General features: G+C 71.6%; 15 protein-coding genes. 4 read left to right on the top strand and 11 right to left on the bottom strand.

From position 1 onward, the window contains the following. Window positions 1-64 precede the first annotated feature (64 nt). The 8 genes from IFT45_RS15945 to IFT45_RS15980 form a co-directional block, all read right to left on the bottom strand. Complete coding sequence (locus IFT45_RS15945; RefSeq protein WP_371811058.1) at window positions 65-1,297, bottom strand: alcohol dehydrogenase catalytic domain-containing protein; 1,233 nt, start codon at window positions 1,295-1,297, stop codon at window positions 65-67. Next, window positions 1,294-2,094, bottom strand: coding sequence for a phosphonatase-like hydrolase (locus IFT45_RS15950; protein WP_192046400.1), 801 nt, complete (start codon window positions 2,092-2,094; stop codon window positions 1,294-1,296). Before IFT45_RS15950 ends, IFT45_RS15945 begins: the two co-directional genes overlap by 4 nt. Next, window positions 2,091-3,488 (bottom strand): TIGR03364 family FAD-dependent oxidoreductase, encoded by a 1,398-nt coding sequence (locus IFT45_RS15955; RefSeq protein WP_192046401.1) that lies wholly within the window; start codon window positions 3,486-3,488, stop codon window positions 2,091-2,093. The genes IFT45_RS15950 and IFT45_RS15955 overlap by 4 nt, the downstream gene beginning before the upstream one ends. Then, on the bottom strand, window positions 3,485-5,323 hold the full coding sequence (gene phnE, locus IFT45_RS15960) for a phosphonate ABC transporter, permease protein PhnE (protein WP_192129378.1): 1,839 nt from the start codon (window positions 5,321-5,323) through the stop codon (window positions 3,485-3,487). Before phnE ends, IFT45_RS15955 begins: the two co-directional genes overlap by 4 nt. Next, window positions 5,320-6,225, bottom strand: coding sequence for a phosphonate ABC transporter ATP-binding protein (phnC, locus tag IFT45_RS15965; protein ID WP_192129380.1), 906 nt, complete (start codon window positions 6,223-6,225; stop codon window positions 5,320-5,322). The genes phnE and phnC overlap by 4 nt, the downstream gene beginning before the upstream one ends. A gap of 153 nt (window positions 6,226-6,378) precedes the next feature. Then, on the bottom strand, window positions 6,379-7,308 hold the full coding sequence (locus tag IFT45_RS15970; protein WP_056057878.1) for a phosphate/phosphite/phosphonate ABC transporter substrate-binding protein: 930 nt from the start codon (window positions 7,306-7,308) through the stop codon (window positions 6,379-6,381). Window positions 7,309-7,592: 284 nt separating this feature from the next. Then, the gene (locus IFT45_RS15975) at window positions 7,593-8,486 is read right to left on the bottom strand and encodes an EamA family transporter (RefSeq protein ID WP_192129382.1); all 894 of its coding nucleotides are present in this window, start codon (window positions 8,484-8,486) and stop codon (window positions 7,593-7,595) included. A 225-nt stretch (window positions 8,487-8,711) separates the two neighbouring features. Continuing rightward, a complete protein-coding gene (locus IFT45_RS15980) occupies window positions 8,712-9,002 on the bottom strand; it encodes a hypothetical protein (protein WP_185230623.1) in 291 nt (96 codons plus the stop codon). A gap of 144 nt (window positions 9,003-9,146) precedes the next feature. Between IFT45_RS15980 and IFT45_RS15985 the strand changes: the two genes are divergently transcribed. After that, entirely contained in the window at window positions 9,147-9,506 is a 360-nt protein-coding gene (locus IFT45_RS15985; protein ID WP_192129384.1) for a hypothetical protein, read from the top strand. 40 nt (window positions 9,507-9,546) lie between these two features. Here the strand turns inward: IFT45_RS15985 and IFT45_RS15990 are convergent, their stop codons facing one another. Continuing rightward, the gene (locus IFT45_RS15990) at window positions 9,547-10,392 is read right to left on the bottom strand and encodes an oxidoreductase (RefSeq protein ID WP_192129386.1); all 846 of its coding nucleotides are present in this window, start codon (window positions 10,390-10,392) and stop codon (window positions 9,547-9,549) included. Window positions 10,393-10,605: 213 nt separating this feature from the next. Here IFT45_RS15990 and IFT45_RS15995 point away from each other — a divergent pair, with 213 nt between their 5' ends. After that, window positions 10,606-11,046, top strand: a complete 441-nt coding sequence (locus tag IFT45_RS15995; protein WP_192129388.1) for a hypothetical protein — start codon at window positions 10,606-10,608, stop codon at window positions 11,044-11,046. Window positions 11,047-11,079: 33 nt separating this feature from the next. Here IFT45_RS15995 and IFT45_RS16000 read toward each other — a convergent pair whose 3' ends face one another. Next, window positions 11,080-11,454, bottom strand: a complete 375-nt coding sequence (locus IFT45_RS16000; protein WP_192129390.1) for a hypothetical protein — start codon at window positions 11,452-11,454, stop codon at window positions 11,080-11,082. 388 nt (window positions 11,455-11,842) lie between these two features. On the opposite strand from IFT45_RS16000, the gene IFT45_RS16005 reads away from it, so the two are divergent. After that, window positions 11,843-12,838 (top strand): NADP-dependent oxidoreductase, encoded by a 996-nt coding sequence (locus tag IFT45_RS16005; RefSeq protein ID WP_192129392.1) that lies wholly within the window; start codon window positions 11,843-11,845, stop codon window positions 12,836-12,838. 96 nt (window positions 12,839-12,934) lie between these two features. Beyond that, a complete protein-coding gene (locus tag IFT45_RS16010; protein WP_192129394.1) occupies window positions 12,935-13,141 on the top strand; it encodes a hypothetical protein in 207 nt (68 codons plus the stop codon). 1,105 nt (window positions 13,142-14,246) lie between these two features. On the opposite strand, the gene IFT45_RS16015 is transcribed toward IFT45_RS16010, so the two are convergent. Continuing rightward, complete coding sequence (locus IFT45_RS16015) at window positions 14,247-19,802, bottom strand: PA14 domain-containing protein (RefSeq protein ID WP_206759081.1); 5,556 nt, start codon at window positions 19,800-19,802, stop codon at window positions 14,247-14,249. Window positions 19,803-19,810: the final 8 nt, after the last annotated feature.

Consider the following 19,810-nt stretch of genomic DNA (forward strand, 5'->3'; position numbering starts at 1 on the left):
TACGTACAAGGTGTACCGACACTACGTCGTGCTCCCGAGCGCGTCAAGGCCCCGGGGCCCGCGGTCAGCGCCGCGCCGGCCGCACCCCCACCCGCACCGCTCCCGCCGACGCCGCCCGGTCGATCCCCGCGTCGAGGTCGGCGAGCGCGACCTCGTCGCCCACGAGCTCGGCGAGCGGCCAGGCGCCGTGCCGCCGCTCCACGAAGCGGGCCGCCTCGACGAGGTGCCGTGGCGCGTAGTTGTGCACTCCCCTCACGGTGACCAGCCGACGGACGACGCTCTCGGCGTCGAAGGCGACGGCCGGAGCCGGGAAGACGCTGCCGACGAGGACGGCCACGCCTCCCACGCCGAGCCTCGTCAGCGCCGAGGCGACGGCCGAGGGCGCACCGGAGGCCTCCACGGCCACGAGGGGGGCGCCTCCGGCGACCTCGAGGGCACGGTCGACGCTCTCCGCCGCACCGGGCGCGGCCACGGGGTCGGCCGTCGCGACGGCTCCGAAGCGGGCGGCGAGGGCACGACGAGCAGGGTCGGGATCGACCACGACGACGCGGGCTCCGGCGTCGGTCGCCAGCGCCGCGACGGTCAACCCGATCAGGCCGGCGCCGAGCACGAGCACCACCACGGGGGCACCCGCAGCGGCACCTGCACCTGCACCTGCACCGACGTCGACACCGCCGCCCAGCGGCACGATCGCCGACGCCGCGTCGAGCGCCGCCACCGCGGTCGCCGTGCCGCACGAGACCGGCGCGAGCAGCGCCGCGTCGAGGTCGTCGGCGACCGGCACGACCGCCGTACCGGCCTTGACGTGCACGTGGGTCGCGAAGCCGCCGCTGAGCTCCCACCCGGTCTCGAGCCGCTCGTGCCCGTACTTGCGCACCCGCTCGCACTTCTGCGGCAGGCCCCGCCCGCAGGTCGCGCACACGCCGCAGCTCACCGTCAGCGACCAGACGGCCCGCTGGCCGACGACGACCGGCGTGCCGTCGACCGCGACGGCCTCCTCGCCGACCGCGACCACGCGGCCGACCTGCTCGTGGCCGAGCACGAGCGGCGTCGGCGCCCCGCGGTCACCGCGCGTGGTGTGCACGTCGGAGCCGCAGATCGTCGCCAGCTCGACCTCGACCAGCAGGTCGCCGGGCGCGAGCCGCACGCTCGGCACGGCGACGGCGTCGTGCGGGCGGCCGGGCTCCGTCCAGACCATCGCGGTGGGCGCGGGGTCGAGGCGCAGCTCGACGAGGCTCCCCGCCGTCGGGGTGCCGGCGGCGGCACCGACGACCGGGGCGGTGTCGACAGTCGTCACGCGACCGGCACGGCGACCGCGGCGGGCGCGGCGACCGGCGCAGCCGCCGGCACCGCGACTCCCGCGAACTGCGGCAGCCCCGCCAGCTCGCGCACCGAGTCGAGCACCACGTCGGCGCCCGCCGCGAGCAGCTGCTCGCGGGTGTGCGCCCCGGTCGTCACGCCGACGACGAGGCCGGCCCCGGCGGCCCGGCCCGAGAGGATGTCGCTCGTCGTGTCGCCGACCACGGCGACGGCGGCGACCGACGAGGCTCCCGTGCGCAGCAGCGCCGTGAGCACGAGGTCGGGCGCGGGGCGGCCGCGACCGGCGTCGACCGGCGAGAGGACCGCGTCGACCGTCCAGCCGAGCGCGTCGAGCAGGCGGTCGCGCGTCGCGGGCGAGAACCCGGTCGTCAGCACGACCGACCGGCCGGAGGCGCGGAGCGCGTCGACGAGGTCGCCAGCGCCCGCGATCGGCTCGACCCCGAGCTCGTCGACCAGCTCGCCGTAGGCCACCTCGAACTGCTCGTTCGCCCGCTGCGCGAGCGGCTCGTCGCCGCCCGTCAGGTGCCGGAACACCTCGATCTTCGACTGCCCCATCGTGTCGCGCACGTGCTGCAGCGCCTCGTCGCGCGTCAGCGTCGGGCCCAGGTCGACCCGGTCGGCGACCCGCGCGAAGGCCTGCTCGACGACTCCGTCGTCGACGACGGTCGTGCCGGCCATGTCGAGCACGACGAGCTCGATCGCGGGGGCGGCGGGAGCCGCGGGAGCCGCGGCGGCAGCGGAGGCGGTGGCGGAGGGTGCGGAGGGGGTGCTCATGAGGCGGTGCTTCCTGTGAGGAGGGGGAGGTCGCGGCCGGAGGGAGCCGCGGCCCGCGACGTGGTGGCGGTGGGAGAAGAAGAAGAGGAGGCGCGGGCCGACGACGCGCCCAGCGCCGCGTCGCGCCCGCCGTCGAGGTGCGTCCCGACGACGTGCTCGGCGAGCCCGAGCCCGGTGGTCATGCCGATGCCGGTCGCGACGACCGTGACGAGCACGCCCGGCTCGACCTCGTCGACGACGAACTCGTCGCGGCCCGAGGCGTAGACGCCCTGCCACCGCTCGGTGACGACCGGCTCCGCGCCGAACAGCACGCGGAACTCGTCGAGGAAGGCCGTCGCGGCCCGCTCGCTCTGGAACGGCGCGATCGCCGCCCCCTTCTGGTGGCTGTCGCCGACGATGACCGTGCCGTCGGGCAGCTGCGTGTACATCTGGTTGAGGTCGAGCGCGGCCAGGTCGGGGCGCTCGGCGTGCAGCCGGGCCCGCACGGCGTCGGCGGCGGTCGTGCCCGCGAACGCGCTGTAGCGGATCAGCGACCACCCGGTCAGCAGCGGCGCCACGAGCGGCCGCGCGAGGTCGGCCCGCACGCGCAGCATGTCGAGCCCGCAGCGCTCCAGCGCCGAGCGCTCGGCGAGGTCCGGCAGCAGCTGGTCGAGGTCGTGGTTGGTCGCGACGACCACCGTGCCCGCCTCGATCGGGCCGCGGCTCGTCTCGACGCGCCCCGAGGCGACCGAGCCGACGGAGGTGCGGGTCAGGAAGCGCACCCCTCGCGACTCGAGGTGCCTGCGGATCGCGTCCGCCGCCTCCCGCGGGTCGACCTGGAGGTCGTACGGCAGGAGGGCACCGCCGAGCGTCGTGCCGGGAGCGACCGGGGCGAGCGCCGCGAGCGCGGCCTCGTCGAGGGGCTCGATCTCGGGGCGGTCGCCGAGCACCCGCGCGGTGCGGGCGGCGGCCAGCTCGTCGAGCAGGGCGAGCTCGTCGGCGTGCCGGGCGGCGACCAGGGTGCCGCGCTGCGACACCCAGAAGTCGGCGTCGCGGGCGAGCCGCAGCCAGAGCTCGCGGGCGGTGACCGCGTGCCGACGGGCCTCGCCGCTCTGCGGGGTGAGGCAGAGGTGGCCGAAGTTGCGCACCGTCGAGCCGCCGATCGCGGCCGAGCGGTCGACGACCAGCACCGAGAGTCCGCGGTCGACGGCGGCGAGCGCCGCTCCGAGGCCGACGATGCCGGAGCCGACGACGACCACGTCGTGCCGGTCCGCGGCGGGGCGGCGGGCGGGGGCGGAGTCGGGTGCGGGGGCGGGTGCGGTCGCGGTGGTCGCTGCGGCGGAGGCGCTGACCGGCCCGACCGTGCCGGCGACGGGCCAGCGGGACGGCGCGCTCGTGGGCGTGACCCCGCTCATCGGAACACCCGCCGCATCCAGATCGCGAGCCCCTCGACGGCGAGCACCGTCACGAGGATCATCAGCACGATCGCCGTCACCGTCGCGTAGTTCGAGCCCTGGCTGGCGTTCAGCAGGTAGTAGCCGACGCCTCCCGCCCCGACGATGCCGAGCAGCGTCGCGGCGCGCAGGTTCGTGTCGAGCATGTAGAAGGTGTGGCCGATCAGCGCGCGGGTGCCCTGCGGCAGCGTCGCCGAGGCGTACACCTGGCCGCGCGAGGCGCCGGTCGCGGTGAGCGCGCGCTCGGGGCCCGGGTCGACCTCCTCGAACGAGTCGGCGATCAATTTGCCGAGCAGCCCGACGCCGCCGAGGGCGAGCGCGAGCGTGCCGGCCTGGGTGCCGAGGCCGGTGACGACGATCAGCACGATGGCGAGGATCACCTCGGGCACTCCGCGGATTCCGACGAGCAGCAGGCGCATCCCGCCCCGCAGGCCGGGGCTCGGCGCGACGTTGCGGGCGGCGAGCGAACCGATCAGCAGCGAGCCGCCGACGGTGAGCAGGGTCGCGGCGAGCGCGATCGAGATCGTCTCGCCCATCGCGGCGAACATCGTCGACGCCTCGTAGCTGCCGAACGACGGCGGCCAGAACTGCACGGCGACGGCGGGCACGCCACCCCACACGGTGAGCAGGTCCGACCAGGCGACGTCGCAGACGAGCACGCTGGCGACGACGACCGCGACGGCGGCCCAGCCCCACGAGACGCCGCGCACGCGAGCCCTGTCCCACGGGCGGCGCAGCGCGGCCTCGACGGCGGCGGAGGGCTTGCCGGAGGCGCGGGTCAGGTCGGTCGAGACAGGGGCCGCCGCGGGGGCGGAGACCGGGCCAGCACCGGAGGCGCGGGTCGAGCCGGCAGCGGAACCCGCCGTCTCGGGGGCGGCGGCCCCCTGCCGGCCGGCCCCGCGCCTCCTCGTGACCCCGCGCACCACGCGGTCGCCGAGGCCCCGCCCGGTCGGCGCGACGCCGAGCATGGCGGCGCGCACCGAGCTCGAGACGACCTCCATGACGACGCAGAGCACGAAGATGACGAGGGCGTAGCCGAGGCCGAGCCCGTACTGCAGCGACTTGAAGGCGAACGACATCTGCATGCCGAGGCCGACCACGCCGACGTAGCCGAGGATCACGCTGCCGCGCAGGTTGATGTCGTTGCGGTGCAGCACGGTCGCCACCCACGACGGCAGCACCTGGGGCAGCACGCCCGCCGTGAACTGCTGCAGGCGGGTGCCGCCGGCGGCGCGGACGGCGGTCCGCGGGCCCTCGTCGATCTGCTCGATCGCGTCGGCGAAGAGCTTCGAGATCATGCCGACCGAGTGCAGCCCGATGGCGAGGATGCCCGGCAGCGTGCCGAGCGTGAAGAGCAGCACGAAGACCATGGCGAGCACCACGTCGGGCACCGCGCGGGCGAGCACCGTGACGAAGCGGGCCGCGGCACGCCAGACCGGCCCGGGCGTCGTGTTCGACGCGGCGAGCACGGCGACCGGCACCGAGAGCACCGCGGCCAGCAGGGTGCCGCAGATCACGAGGCCGAGGGTGAGGGCGGTGAGCTGCAGCAGCTCGCCGAGGGGCGGGAACTCGATCGCGCCGACGCGGCCGAAGAAGCGCTGCGCGTTCGACCAGCTCTGCACCATGCGGGCCGGGTCGATGTCGACGCTGCGCAGCGCGAGCACGCTCGCGACGAGCAGGGCCAGCAGCGTGAGGCCCACGGCGACGCGCTCGGGCGAGGTGCGGCGCCGGGGAGGCGCGGTGACGGGAGCCAGCGGAGCCCCGGTCGTGCGCGGGCGCTCGACGACGGCGCTCATCGGACGGCGTCCCCGCGGAGGGGCGCGGTGCCGGGGGCGGTGCCGGTCGTGGTGCCGGTCGCGGTGCCGGGTGCGCCGGCCCCGCCGCCGACCGTGCTCAGCTCGAGCTCGATCGCCTCGAACTGGTCGGTGCTCGTGGCGACGCGGCCGTAGATCTCCATCACCTGCGCCTTCGAGAGGCCCTCGGTCGCGGTGTCGAGCACGACCTGGCCGTGGCGCAGGCCGACGATGCGGTCGGCCCACGAGAGGGCGAGGTCGACCTGGTGCAGGCTGCAGATGACGGTGAGGCCCTCGTCGGCGGCGATCTCGCGGATCAGCGCCATCACCTGGTCGCTCGACTCGGGGTCGAGCGAGGCGACGGGCTCGTCGGCGAGCAGCACCTGGGGCCGCTGCATGAGGGCGCGGGCGATGGCGACGCGCTGCTGCTGGCCGCCCGAGAGGGTGTCGGCGCGCTGGTAGGCGCGGTCGAGCAGGCCGACGCGCTCGAGGCGGGCGAGCGCCTCGACCCTCGCGGCGCGGCCGTACGACCAGAGGCCGAGGCGGGGGCCGCGCACGGCGGCGAGCGAGCCGGTCAGCACGTTCTCGAGCACGGTCAGCGACGGCACGAGCTCGAACTGCTGGAAGATGAACCCGACCTCGCTGCGCAGCTCGCGGAGCGCCCGGCCGGTGAGGCGCGTGACCTCCCGGCCCAGCACGCGGACGGTGCCCGACGTGGGCCGCTCCAGCCCGTCGACGTGCCGCAGCAGCGTCGACTTGCCCGAGCCCGAGAGCCCGAGCAGCACGACGACCTCGCCGCGGGCGACGGTGAGCGACGCGTCGTCGAGCGCGACGGTGGAGCCGAAGTGCTTGGTGATGCCCTCGAGGGCGACGACGGTCGCGGCGGGGTCGGCGTGCGGGGTCATGGGTCTCTCCGGGGGCTCGGTGGGGCGTGCGCGGCGGGGCGGGCGGGTGCGGGAGGCGCGGGGTGCGGGAGGGGAGGGCGTGCGGGAGGGGCGGGGTGCGGGAGGCGCGGTGGCGGTGGCGACCGTCACCGCGCCTCCCTCAGGCGGAGGCCGTCAGGCCTGGCACTGCGTGGCGTTCGTCTTCTCGCAGATGTCGCGGATCTCGTCGTAGTACGCGTCGTCGACCGGCGTGGTCTGGAAGAACACGCTGCGGAAGCCCTCGCTGTCGGCGCTGTCGATGCCCGCGGCGACCATGTCGTCGGCGGTGACGTTCGAGAGGATGTCCTTCAGCTGCGCCTTGACATCGTCGGGCAGCGAGTTCGACTCGACGATCGGGGCGCCGGGCACCATCTGCTGGTCGATGACCTCGACGGCGTCGCTCTTGGCGACCTCGCTGTCCTCCGCGAAGCCGGCGTCGCACTCGGTGCCCTCGCCGGTCTTCTGCACGCTGACGTCGTGCTTGCCGGCGAACACCGGCGTGATGTCCTTCTCCGGGTCGATGCCGGCCTGCAGCAGGGCGTAGCTGGGGAAGAGGTAGCCCGAGGTCGACGAGGGGTCGACGAAGCAGATCTTCTTTCCCTTCATGTCGGCGATGCTCGCGATGTCGCTGCCCTTGGGCACGATGGCCTGCGAGTAGTAGCCGGGCTCCTGGCCCTCGGCGGTGGTGATCGACGAGATCGGGGTGAGCTCGGCGCCGTTGTTCGTGGCGGTGACGTAGGTGAAGCCCGAGAACGAGGCGACGTCGATCTGGCCGGCGATGCTCGCCTCGATCAGCGCGGCGTAGTCGGTCGACTCGTGGTACTCGACGGTCTTGCCGGTCTCCTGCGCGATGTAGTCCATCAGCGGCTGGTAGTTGGTCTCGGTGTCGACCGAGTCGGGCACGACGCCGAAGACGAGCGTGCTGTCGTCGACCGCGTAGCCGCCGGCGGCGCCGTCGTCCGAGCCGGTGGACGAGGAGGCGGGGCTGGAGCAGGCGGAGAGCGTGGCGGCGAGCAGCGCGGCGCCGAGCAGGGCAGTCGCGGCGCGGGGACGGCGGAGGGGCATGACGGCCTTTCGGGGTGGGAGCGGGACGTCACGATGGTGACACGAGGTCGACCGACGTAGGAACCTACCTCCTGCCTTGTTCAGCCCGAGTTCACGTGTTGTATGCCCAACCCCCTCTTCGGGGGGCTGCTGCTGGGGCGCGGGCGTCGCCTCCTCGGGGATGCGCCCTCTATGCGCCCCTTCCTGGGTCCTCGCCCGCTCGGAGGGCCCAGAACGAGGCACCTCGACGACCCGCGCGGCGGCCGGGCGGCGGGGCGGCGCGCCGTACGCTCGGCGGGGCGCCGCTACAGCGCGAGCAGCGCGATGCCGCCGAGCACCACGCCCGACGTGACGAGCCGGCCGCGGAGCGACCCCTCGCGCAGCACCAGCGCCCCGAAGACGGCGACCATGACGACGCTCGTCTCGCGCGCCGGCGCGACGAGGGCGACCGGGGCCGACTGGATCGCGACCAGCACGAGGATGTACGACAGCGGCGACAGCACCCCGAACGCCAGCACCTTCGCCCAGTGCGCACGCACGACGGCGAGCAGCTCCCGCCGCCGCCGGCCGAGCGTCGCCGAGTAGAAGACGACCTCGACGAGGGTGACCCCGACCATGAACGACACGGGCGAGAGCTGCCAGGTGCGGATCGCGTGGGCGTCCCAGATCGTGTAGGAGGCGATGGCCAGGCCGGTCAGGAGGCCCCAGGCGATGCTGGGGTCGAGCCCGCGCCTCCTCGGCTCCCCCGGTGCGGTGGCCGCGGGTCGCGCCGCGGCCCCGGCCCGGTCGACGAGCCCGGTGGCGACGACCCCGACCACGACGACGGCGATGCCGACGACGGCGAGGGGCGAGAGCCGCTCGCCGAGCAGGGCCACGGCGAGCGCGGCGCTGACCGCCGGGCCGGTGCCGCGGGCGGTGGCGTAGACGGTCGAGAGGCTGCCGACCGCGTAGCCGCGCTGCAGCACCGTCATGTAGACGACGTGGAGGACTCCGGAGGCGGTGGCCCCGACGGCGAGGCCGGCCAGGCTGCCGCCCCACCCGCCGGTGAACGGCACGACCGGCAGCCACAGGACGGCGCTGGCGACCGCGCCCCACCAGAGGAAGGGCGTGCCGATGCGGCTGACGCCGTGGGCGACGACGTTCCACGAGGCGTGGCAGACGGCGGCGGCGAGGACGAGGAGGAGCGCGGAGCCGGACATGGCGGGACCCTTCGGGCCGGCGCGGGGCGCGCCGGTGGGGTCCTCCAGGCTTTTGTCCGTTCAGATGACGCCCGGGCGATGGCGCCCGGCCGTGGCGCCGCTCGGACCAGACGGGTAGTGAGACCCCGGAACCCTAGGCGCTGTCGGCGGGACTGTAGCAGGCGGGGGTGACGCGGCGGGGCGGGGGCGGGGGCGGGGGCTGGGCGGGGCTGGGGCGGGGCCGGCTCAGGCGTCGGGGGCCTGGGCGGGCGCCCGGCCGTGCGCCTCGTCGCGCTCGGCGGTGCGGACCCGCATGCCGCGGAGCCCCTTCGTCAGGTAGTACAGTCCCACGGCGACGAGCGGCAGGCTCGCCCAGGGGGTGTCGAGTGTCGACAGCAGGGTGACGCCGACGGCGAGGAAGACGACGCCGAGGGCGAGGTCGTTCGCCTTCGCGTCGGCGGCGGGGCGGGCTCCGCCGGTCGGGTCGGGCTTCGTCGCGGCGGGCTTCGTCGAGTCGGGCTTCGTCGAGTCGTCCATCCGTCGACGCTACGACGAGCGGGCGGGCGTCGCCTCCGTCGCGCGACGGAGCCTCGGCGTGCCGGTGCGGGCCCAGGCGCGCGAGCTACCCTCGACGGAGTCCCCGCCGCTCGACGGCGCCCTGCCCCGTGACGGAGGCCCCGCATGCCGACCGACGACGCCGCCCCGACCGACCCGGCGAGCCCTCGCGACGACGACCTCGACGTCTGGTCGAGCGAGCGGCACCGCGAGCTCGAGCTGCTGGTCGCCCGCGACCGTGAGGTCGAGGCGGCCCGCCAGCACGAGGCCGAGCGCGCCGCTCGGGAGGCCCGGGCCGAGCAGGCGGCCCGGCTGGAGCGGGAGCGCGGCCGCCGTGAGGCCGAGCTGCCGCCCGAGCTGCGCGACGCCGACGACGAGCCGTGGTCGGGCGGGCCGCGGCGGCGCCTCGTCATGGGCTCGTCGCGGGTGCTCGCGGCCGTGGCCCTGCTCGCGGCGGTCGCCGTCGCGGTGACCGGGTTCCTCTAGGCCGACCCGCGCCTCCCCCGGTCCGCTGCGTGGGCGTGTCTCAGCGACCGACGCCGGAGGCCCCGAAGTCGGTCGCGCGGCTGCGGTCGGCCCAGGCGTCGATGTCGGAGCGGAGGTCGTCGAGGGCGCCGGTGACGACGTCGACGGCGTCCGAGCCGAGCAGCAGGAGGTAGGGCGCCTCGCCCGACTCGACCGCGTCGACCAGCAGGCGCGCACCGGCCGTCGGGTCGCCCGGCTGGGTGCCGTGGGAGCTGTCGACCCCGATGCGGCGCTTGCCGGCGGTCTCGGCGTAGTCGTCGATGACCGTCGCCGACTCCGTCAGCGATCGGCCCGAGAAGTCGGTGCGGAACGAGCCGGGCTCGACGACGGTCGCCGTGACGCCGAGCGGCGCGAGCTCGGTGCGGAGCGCCATCGTCATCTGCTCGATCGCCGCCTTGACGGCGCCGTAGTAGCCCGAGCCGGGCCCCGTGCGGCGGGCGCCGATCGACGACAGGTTCACGATCGTGCCGCTGCGACGGGCGCGCATGCCGGGCAGGACGGCCTTGATCGTGCGGACCGAGCCGTGGAAGTGCGTGTCGAACAGGCGGGCGACGTCGGCGTCGTCGCCCTCCTCGACGGCCGCGCGGTAGCCGTAGCCGGCGTTGTTGACGAGCACGTCGACCCCGCCGAACTGCTCGGCGGCGAGCGCGACGGCCGCGGTCACCTGGTCGGCGTCGGTGACGTCGAGGGCGGTCGCCACCGCGTGGTCGGGGTGGGCGTCGGCGATGCCCTGCACGGTCGACGCGTCGCGGGCGGTGACGACGACGTCGTGCCCGCGGGCGAGGGCCTCCTCGGCGAAGGCTCGTCCGAGCCCCGTGGAGCATCCGGTGATCAACCAGGTCGACATGCGGTTCCTTCTCTCCGTGTGCGCGGGCCCTCGTCGTGCCGACCTCGAGGCAACCAGGGAGGCGCGGTGCGCGTCACCCTCGTGGCCAGATCCGCGTCCGCGCCTGCTCGACGGACGGCCCTCGCCCCACGGCGGGGGCCGTCCGTCGCGTGCTGCGGGAGGGCTGGTCGATGCCCTAGCGTGAGCCGACCGACACCAGGGAGGCGCGCGACCGTGACCCGTTTCGTGATCGACGCGCGCACCTGCCTCGCGCTGCTCCGCCGCGACGAGCGGGTGGAGTCGCGCCACCAGCTCGTCGCCCCGGTCGCCCTGAAGTCGGAGGTCCTGGCCCTCCTCTACGCCGAAGTGCGGGCCGGTGCCCTGACCGACGCGGTGGGGCGACGCCAGCTGGACCGTTTCGCGGAGCTGCCGGTGCGCCTCCTCGGTGACCGCGTCTCGCGGGCTCGCGCCTGGGCCCTCGCCCGCGACCTCGACTGGGACGACCCCGGCCCGGCCGAGTACCTCGCCGTCGCCGTGCTGCAGGCGGACGCCGTCGTGACCGCCGACCCCCGGCTCGTCGACGGGGCGCGGGGGCGGGTGCCCGTGGTGTCGCCGGCGGAGCTGCTCACCGAGCTCGGCGGGGGGCCCGACGCGGCGGCGGTCGCTGAGCGCTGACGCCGCCCCGCTCCGTGCGCGGCGGCTCCGGGATCACCAGGGGCCGAGATCGCCGCCGGAGATGCCGTAGAGGGCGATGACCGCGATCGCGGCGATCGCCAGCAGGCCCACACCGAGCGGAGCCCAGTCCATGACGACGTCGAGGCGCGAGCGCGGGGGCTTCGCCGGGGAGGCGGCGGTCGCGTCGCCGGGGCCGGCGGCGGGGCCTGCGCCGGGGGTCGCGGGCCGGGCGGGGCTGCCGGTGCCGGTGCTGCCGGCGCTGCCGCTCGCAGGCCTGAGGCCGGTGGCGGCCTCGTCGGGCTCGGAGGCGCCGTCACCCTCGCGGTCTGCGGCCTCGAGGCTGCGGCGGAGCTCCTCCCGGAACCTGCGGTCGGCCTCGGAGCCGACGAACTCGTCGGGGTCGGTCATGGTGCTCCTGTCGCCTCGGCGGAGCAGGTGCCCCGTCGGGTCGAATCGTACCGGCGAGCCGCATCACCCTCGTGCTCGGAGTCGCGGAGCGCAAAAGCGGCAACAGAGGGCGAGTTGTTGCCACTTACCGACGATGAGTGGCAACAACTCCTCGGGAAGCGACAGGAGCCCACGGCGTCAACACTTGGCGCGAGCACGTGACACGGACCGGGCCGTGGAGGTCCGCGAGTCGTTGCCCCCACGATGACAGCCGAACGCGGTCGACACGCCATCTTTGCTTGACACGGTGACTGAGTACGCTCAAAATCGAGTCGACTCGGATGTTATGGTGTCGCTCATCGCGCGCCTCCCCGATGTCTCCCCCACCGAGCAGCCAGGAGCCCCCACCATGCGAGCCTTCGCCTTCGACGCCTACGAGGGGCCGCTGCACGAGGTCACGGTGCCCGAGCCGACGGTGGGCGCCCACGACGTATTGATCGAGGTCCACGCTGCGGGGCTGAACGTCCTGGACGCGAAGATCCGACAGGGCGACTTCAAGCTCGTCCTCCCCTTCGAGCTGCCGCTGACCCTCGGTCACGACCTCGCCGGCACGGTGGTCGAGGTCGGCGCGGCCGTCAGCACCCTGGCGCCCGGTGACGAGGTCTTCGCCCGCCCCCGTGACCCGCGCATCGGCACCTTCGCCGAGCGCATCGCCGTCGACGAGGCCGACGTCGCCCTCGCTCCGACCTCGGTCAGCACCGTCGAGGCGGCGTCGTTGCCCCTCGTCGCGCTGACCGCGTGGCAGGCGCTCGTGGAGCTCGGCGACGTGCAGCCCGGCCAGAAGGTCCTGATCCACGCCGGCGCCGGCGGTGTCGGCACCATCGCGATCCAGCTCGCCGCGCACCTCGGCGCCCACGTCGCCACGACCGCGTCGGCGCGCGACGCCGACTTCCTCCGAGAGCTCGGGGCCGACGTCGTCCTCGACTACCGGACCCAGGACTTCGAGGAGGAGCTGTCCGGCTACGACCTCGTGCTCGACAGCCTCGGCGGAGAGAACCTGTCGAAGTCGCTCCGAGTGCTCGGGCGCGGCGGCCTCGCGATCGGCATCCAGGGGCCGCCCGACCCCGCGTTCGCCAAGACGGCCGGCCTGAACCCCGTGCTGCGCCTGGCGATCGCGGGCCTGAGCCGCAAGGTCAGGGCCCAGGCGCGCAGGCTCGGCGTCTCGTACCAGTTCCTCTTCATGCGCGCCGACGGCCGTCAGCTGGCCGAGATCGCGGCCCTGGTCGACGCGGGCGTCATCCGACCCGTCGTCGGGAAGGTCGAGCCCTTCACCGAGACGGCGGCGGCCCTCGCCCGCCTGGGGAAAGAGAGCGTCCGGGGCAAGGTCGTCGTCACGGTCCCGTAGCAGCCGGTCACGTCGACGCTGCGGGGGTCGCTCCGGTTGCTCACGCTGCTGGTGCTGAACGAGGCGAGGGCGACGTGCAGCTCGTAGGCTCGTCGCATGACGAACACGTGGCCAGCCGTCCAGATCGCCTTGTCCGCGGTCGTCCTCGCGTGCGCGATCGTCCTCATCGCTGGCGACAGCCAGCTGGTCGGCGTGCTGATGTCGATCAGCGCTGTGGCCTCGATCGCCGTAGCCGCGCGGACCATCATGGTGAACCGTCGCATCGAGCGGCAGCACGCGGCCCTCGAGGCGAGCGACGCGTAGGCGACGGGGCGGCCTCTCGACTGCGTCAGACACCTGCCCGTCGTCCGGCTGCCTCACCGCGTCGCCTCCGAGAGGGAAGAGAAAAGCCCCGAGCCCCTCGTCGATGCGAGGTTCTCAGGGCTTCTGCTCTGGCGGCTAGTTAGCTATACCCTTTCAGGCCCGCTCCTGTGCCGCTGTTGGCCTGTCAGTGCCCGGGCCTGGCACATTCATGAGCGCCCCCTTGGCACATCTCGAAGCCGGTCGATCGCGCAGAAACGATCTTCGTAGTTGCGCGAGAGAGCACTCCAATTTTCGACGGCTGGACGGCCTGGGCTGATCTCGCTCAGGTACCTGCAGCTGACACGGTCGCTGCCCGTAGAACCGTGTGATCCCGGCCTCCTGCCGCTAGCTTTAGTAGCCCAGCGACCGTGCCGGGACGAGGCCACGGCTTCGATCTCACCGACGCGGCCCGACCGTAGACATGCAAGTCCACGAGGCGTCTGGAGATCTCGATGGCGGATCGGGCGCCAAAGCCTGCACCCAAAGCCCGACGCAATCAACGCCGCCGCGCAGGAGTCGCCAGCGCTGACAGACCGGGCGCGAGCCGCCGCAGCTATTGCTGCGGCGAGACCATCTAGCGCTAGGTCAGACGCACCGCACCTCTTTCAAGATCCCCCGACTGACGGTGCACCTACCACCGTTTAGTCGGCTGCCTGGCTTGAACCGGAATGGAACGAATCAGCAGGCTGATCGACTCCGACCTAAGTAGCCGACCGTTGCGGCCTGGCGACACATTTGCGACTTGTTGAGTATCGAATTTCGCACCCGCCACAACTTGCCCCACGCCATCACAGCTGACTTCCTACTCTTGGCGACCGGCTGTCCATGCCGAAATTACTGCGATCGAATGCGCTGCAGCAGGATCTGCCGACAGGCCCCATTCTGAGGTCAGAATACTAGTGAGTCTCGCAATAAGAAGGGCATTACTAGCCCCGTTTTTAGCCTCGTTACAAATGAGTGAAGCAATCTCGGAATACTCATCTTCGTTTTCAGTCTCACGCGGTCCAGCGAAAGCGGGGTCAATTTCCCAGAGAGCGTCTTCCAACCCCTCGAGACTATATGGCATTTATCTCATCCACCTTGTGTATCGCTTGAAGTATTTAGAGCCCGTTTTGTACACCGTGATGACTTTACGTGTTTGCGCGTTAGTGATCACCGTCGCAGAACGGCCAATCCACTTAGTTGTTCTATCCGAGACCCTCGAAACTGCATACAGGGGGTGTCTGACGGCGCCAATAACGTCCTTCCTGCCAACAAATCGTTGAGCTTCGCGCACAATAGCGTGTCGAGAGAACGTTTTGATGGCCCCACCCGATATTTTGAGCCAACGTGCAGCACGGAATGCAGTTACGCCCCAACGGATAGCTCCAACGAACGGGATGATCGAGGTGGCAATCGTGAGATTGATCTCGCGCTCAAGGGGCGTCGAGGTCTTACGGGCATCGGGCGAGCAGTACGCGTTCCAGCTACCACACACTTGATTGCCGTCAAGATCCACGGCGTTTCTCGGGTCGTTCGGGTAGACGTAGTCATTGTCTACGCCACCCTCGATCGGGTCGACCTCGAGGAAGCGTCCAAGGCCTGCGACGTATTGCCGGGCTCCCATCTCGATGGTGGACAAGGTACTGAGGTGTTCGGTGAGTTTCTGGTGTTGGCCCAGCCACCCGTATTCGGCGTTGCCGGACTTGTTGTCGGGCCCGGCCTGGTTGGCCGACATCGTGCCCAGCGCACCCGTCACCGGGTCCATGGTCTGGCCGAAGGGGTCGTACACGCTGAGTCCAGCGGAGCGGGTGCCGGCCTGGTCGGCGGTGACGATGATGTCGCCGTGGATGTTCGGGTACGACCACGATTGCCCTCCAGTCCCCAGCGAGACCAGGACCGATCCCGGCAACGAAACCACCGCAGAGGTCGCCGTGCCTTGATCGTCGAGTTCGAGGTCGGCGCTGTCTCCTCCTCCTGCGAAGGAGTACGTCGTCGACGTGGTCACCCCGGCCTTGGTGCTCTGGGTGCGCTTCACGATCCGATCGGTGACGTCCCTCTCGTAGACGACCTTGCTGCCGTCGTCCAGGACGGTGGTCATGTGCCGGTCGACACCGTCGTAAGTCATGACCTGGTCGGCGAGCCGGGTGGTGTTCCCGTGGGCGTCGTAGGTGATCTTCGCCGCGGGGATCGTCTGCGCCGTCGGGGTCGCACCCGCTGGCGGTGCAGTCACGGTGGTGGAGAAGAGCCGGTCGGAGGTGTCGTAGCAGGACGTCGTGACCGACGCGGCGCCTCCGTCCTGCGCGTCTGTGGACGAGGTTCGGTTCCCATTCCGTCCAGCTGCGGGGGCGCCGCAGGTGGCGTTCGCGAAGGAGTACGTCAGCTGGTGGCGCGGGATGGACGCTGTGACCAAGCGGCCGGCGGCGTCGTACCCGTAGGAGGACACGTTCGAGACGGCACCAGAAGTTGTGGTGTTGCTCAGGATGCGTCCTGACTGCGAGCGAGCGACCTGATCGGTGACTGACTGCTGGCCGTTTGGGAACGCCCATGTCAGCCCGGTGAGGGCGCCGGTGGCGTTCTGTTGGATGGACTGCAGCATCGACCCATTGCCGAGGTTGCCGGCACCGGCCGGGTACGACACCGAGACCAGCTCGCCGCGGTTGTAGACCGGGAGTGCCATGACGGCGTTGTCGTAGGAGACCTTCGTGACCTGCCCGTCTACGTTGTACTCGAAGGCCTGCGTGCGCGGGAGTCCCTTGGCAGCCTTGGTGGTGGTCGAGGTGACCTTCCCGGTCCGGTCGTAAGCGGTCGTCGTGATCGTGTCCCACACGTCTGTGTACGCCACCGTCTGGCCGAGCAGGTCGATCCTCGTGGTGATTGTGCTGTTGTTCGGCGAACCGAGTACGGCCCCGTCACTCACGGTGGTCGTAAGCGGGTCACCATCGCGGGCATAAGTCGTCGTCGTCGTCCGAGCCGAACTCCCGCCGTAAGCCGACGTTGTGGCAGTCACTGCCAAACCACGCGCGTCGTAGCTGACGCAAGACCACTTCGTGTCTCCGGAACGTTTCGTTCCAGCGGCCCGACCGAGAATATCCGACACGATGAAGGTGACGATTCCGGCACCGGTCGTGGTCGTCTTCGTCCCCCCGTACTGCGGCGTCCCGGCCGGGACGCCGCAGACAGCTTCGGTGGTGGTCTCGGCGTCGCCGTAGTAGGTCGACGTCGTTGCCCCCGCTGCCGCCTGGGCGGGGAGGGTGCGGGTCAGGCGTCGCAGGTAACCCGACCCCACAGGCTCGTACGTCGTGGAGGTCTTCAGGGCGAGCCCTGTCGGGTCCTCGATCGTAGCGGTCGGCTGGCCGAGCCACGGGTTGGCGTACTCGGTCGAGGTTGTCTGCGAGGGCACCTGGCTGCTCAAAACTCCCGCGACGCCGGCCGGGGCCGAGTCATCGGTCGTGCTTGAGGTCTGCAGGCCGTAGTCCGGAGTCAGGGCGGAACCGGGGACGACGCTCTTGGCCAGGCCTGGACCCGTCCAGTACAGGCCGAGGGCGGCGTTGGCGGTGTTGTCGAGGTAGTGGACCCGGATCCGGGCCTGCTGGTTCGGAGCCGTGGTGGTGATCGTGACACCGGGTGCGTCGTGGACGGCGCCAGGGGTGGGGTCAGCAGGTGAGGGGATGTCGTTGATCCACACCTGGCTGGCGTCATCGGCACGGGTGTTGACCGTGTAAGTCCCCACGGTGGGGAACGTGATCAGGCCGGTCAGGCGCAGGGACCAGTTGTCGGCCGGGATGCCGGACATCGGGGCGTCCATCACCCAGTCCTTGTTCACCGTCCCATCCGCGGCACCGATGCCGAGGCTGTAGGCCTTCGGAGCGCCGGCGAACCGGTTGTTGTCGTACCAGACCGCGTTCAGGCCGGCGAGTCCCTTGTCGTAGGTCGTCGAGGAGTGTGCCGGCGTCACCGTGCATGAAGCGAGCGGCTTCCGGTCGGTGCCGAAGCAGGCGGCGGGGGCGGGGCCATAGGTGTCGATGGGGCGGTCCTGGGCGTTGTAGATCGTCGTCGACATCCGCCCTTGAGCGTCGGTGGAGGACAACTGCATGTCCTTGCCGTTCCACACCTGGCTGCTCGTCAGGCCCGAAGGGCTGGTGGAAGTCAGCTGGCGCCACGCGTCGTCGTAGGTGACCGTCATCGCGTGGGCACCGGCGGGCACCGTGAGTCCTGCGACGTCGACGGTCGCCGTACCGGCACCGGTGGCGGGGCCGTACGCGTAGGTCTTCTGCGGGCGGGTGTTCTCGGTGACACCGTCCGGGGCAGGCAGGGTCACGCTCGTGGCCCGGCCTGTGGCGTCGTAGGCGATCTGGGTCTTCACCGCCGGAGCGTCGACACGACCGGTGTTCGGGGCGGCGAGCCAGTCGTTGGCGAGGCTGTCCCGCAGGGCGGTCAGCTTGCCGTCGTCGTAGCCGAAGTCGGTGATCTCGGTCCCGGGGTCAACGATCCGGGCAAGGTTTCCCTTGGCGTCGTAGAACAGATCGGTGGCGCTGCCGTCCGGGTAGCTGATCTTGCAGAGCATCCCCGACGGAGCAGCGGCCAACCCGGCCGGAGGCGCGGTGCAGGGAGCACCGGTGGAAGCACCGTAGGCGAACGTGACCTGGCGCTTGTAGGTCTTCGAGGCGGTGTCGTAGGACAGCGGGTCGGAGAGGGACTCGATCATGCCGGTGCCGCCCTTGTAGGCGGCGATCGGGGTGGCGCGCTTGATCGCATCCCCAGCTCCGGTGACGGTCTCGACCCGGCCGGAGGCACCGAACACTGTGACCGATCCGTCATCCTCGCTAAAGGTGACCTTCCCAGTGGCATCCAGCGCGACGACGCCGAACTCCCCCTCCGGGGCGGTGTAGCCGGTGGAGGCACCGGTGCCGGAGGTCTTCTTGTACGTGTGGGCAGTTCCGGTGGTGTCGGTGAGGATCACGGCAGAGTCGGTGACCTGGACGCTCGACCAGTCACCGGCGTCACCGTTCAGCGCGGTCGATGCCGACCAGCCGGCGGGCAGGGTCTCGACCTGGCGGGAGAACCACGACGGCGGGACCACGAACGACTTCCCCGCGCTGTCCTTCACCCACAGCTCGATGCCCGCGGTGACGGCGCCTTCGTAGTAGTCCATCGAGAACGGCACCGCGTCGGCGGCGAGGTCGACGCTCGAGCCCCACAAGACGGCGCTTCGCGACTCTGCGGTCCAGCCGCCCGTGTAGACGTCCTTGCCTGCCACCGTGACCTTGGCGCCGTCGTCGCGGCTGACACCGAACTGGTAGGTCCCGGCTGCGGGCGCCTTGAGGAAGCCGGTCCATCGGGCGAGGAAGTAGTCGTTGGGCACGGCGGGCCCAGGAGAACCTGCGGCCCAGTCGAAGGACACGTTCGGGTCGGTGCGCACCAGGACGGGGCTCTTGCCGGTGAAGTCGAACGCCGGAGTCGCACCCGCTGCAGGGGTGACGTCGTAGTACGACCCGGTCAGGCCATCGGCCTTGGGCTTGAGGCTGTTGTAGCTGAACGACATGCCCATGCTGCCGCCGACAGTCGACACCGTCGGGGACGAGAACCGCATGCCGACGTTGCCGTTGGCGAGGTTCACCGTCACGGGACCTGCAGTGTCTACGGGTGCGGGCCCTGATTCACCGATCCGTTGGTTCACGACAAGGGCGTTTCGCCACGACGGCTGCGGCTTGTCGTAGCCGTCGCTCGTGCGGACGGACCAGGTGTACCGGCCGCCGTCCTGGAGAGTGTTCTCGGGGACGACCCAGCTGGGGGTCACGAGCCAGCCAGAAGAGTTGACGGCCCCGGTCACGCCGTCCGTGCCGGTCGCGATCGTGAACTGGTACTGAACCGGGTCACCGTTCGCGTCCACCGAGGTGCCCGTGGCCAGCTTTGGGGTGAGTTCGGTGATGACCGTCCCGTCCGCGATCGACGCAGTCGACTGGGCGGGCGTCGGAGCAGGCGTGTTCGTGGAGAACGAGAACGTCCCAGACCCTCGGATCGTGCTCGTGCCGTACGCGCCGTCCCAACCGTCTCGGACGTGCCCCTTCCAGTAGTAGGTCTTTCCTGGCTGGAGAACTCCCGCAGGCACAGTCGCCTGCGAGGACCCCTGCCAGCCCGACACCCACACCGGGGAGACGTCAGGGTTTGGGTTCTCGCTCACGCGGTAGACGTAGTCGAGGCCCCTCTTCTCGGGGTCATTCGCGGAGATCTGCAGGGTGGGCGTCAGCGAGGCCCGGCTCGCGTTGGCCGGCGACGGGGCGATAGCGGTGCCGGCCGTCGGATACTCCTTGTAGGTGACGTGCAGGGCAGAGTTGACGGCCTTGTAGGAATACGCACCGGCAGCTTCGTAGCCGCGGAGCATCATGTAGTTGCCACGGGAGCCGGCGTTGACCCAGGACGCAACCTGCTGGGTGAGACGCTCATCGTCGACGATGCTTGTGCCGTTGCCGAGGTTCCAGCTGCCGAGGTGGTTGCCGACGCCGTTGTAGCTAAAGGCCGTGGCGTAGTGCAGCGTGTTCAGCCAGGTCTCCGGCGACCCGCTGCCGTTGACGTAATTGGTGTCGAGGAACGAGTCGATGACCTGCTTGCCGAAGAACTGCTCGTAGTTGTAGTGCTGCACGGTGCGCC

Source organism: Frigoribacterium sp. CFBP 13707, from assembly GCF_014842245.1.
Lineage (GTDB): Bacteria > Actinomycetota > Actinomycetes > Actinomycetales > Microbacteriaceae > Frigoribacterium > Frigoribacterium endophyticum.

Excerpts from the sequence above, each read along its gene's own strand:
- IFT45_RS15950 (WP_192046400.1), bottom strand. The coding sequence starts at position 2,094 with ATGAGCACCCCCTCCGCACCCTCCGCCACCGCCTCCGCTGCCGCCGCG.
- IFT45_RS15955 (WP_192046401.1), bottom strand. The coding sequence starts at position 3,488 with ATGAGCGGGGTCACGCCCACGAGCGCGCCGTCCCGCTGGCCCGTCGCC.
- phnE (WP_192129378.1), bottom strand. The coding sequence starts at position 5,323 with ATGAGCGCCGTCGTCGAGCGCCCGCGCACGACCGGGGCTCCGCTGGCT.
- phnC (WP_192129380.1), bottom strand. The coding sequence starts at position 6,225 with ATGACCCCGCACGCCGACCCCGCCGCGACCGTCGTCGCCCTCGAGGGC.
- IFT45_RS15970 (WP_056057878.1), bottom strand. The coding sequence starts at position 7,308 with ATGCCCCTCCGCCGTCCCCGCGCCGCGACTGCCCTGCTCGGCGCCGCG.
- IFT45_RS15975 (WP_192129382.1), bottom strand. The coding sequence starts at position 8,486 with ATGTCCGGCTCCGCGCTCCTCCTCGTCCTCGCCGCCGCCGTCTGCCAC.
- IFT45_RS15980 (WP_185230623.1), bottom strand. The coding sequence starts at position 9,002 with ATGGACGACTCGACGAAGCCCGACTCGACGAAGCCCGCCGCGACGAAG.
- IFT45_RS15985 (WP_192129384.1), top strand. The coding sequence starts at position 9,147 with ATGCCGACCGACGACGCCGCCCCGACCGACCCGGCGAGCCCTCGCGAC.
- IFT45_RS15990 (WP_192129386.1), bottom strand. The coding sequence starts at position 10,392 with ATGTCGACCTGGTTGATCACCGGATGCTCCACGGGGCTCGGACGAGCC.
- IFT45_RS16000 (WP_192129390.1), bottom strand. The coding sequence starts at position 11,454 with ATGACCGACCCCGACGAGTTCGTCGGCTCCGAGGCCGACCGCAGGTTC.
- IFT45_RS16005 (WP_192129392.1), top strand. The coding sequence starts at position 11,843 with ATGCGAGCCTTCGCCTTCGACGCCTACGAGGGGCCGCTGCACGAGGTC.
- IFT45_RS16010 (WP_192129394.1), top strand. The coding sequence starts at position 12,935 with ATGACGAACACGTGGCCAGCCGTCCAGATCGCCTTGTCCGCGGTCGTC.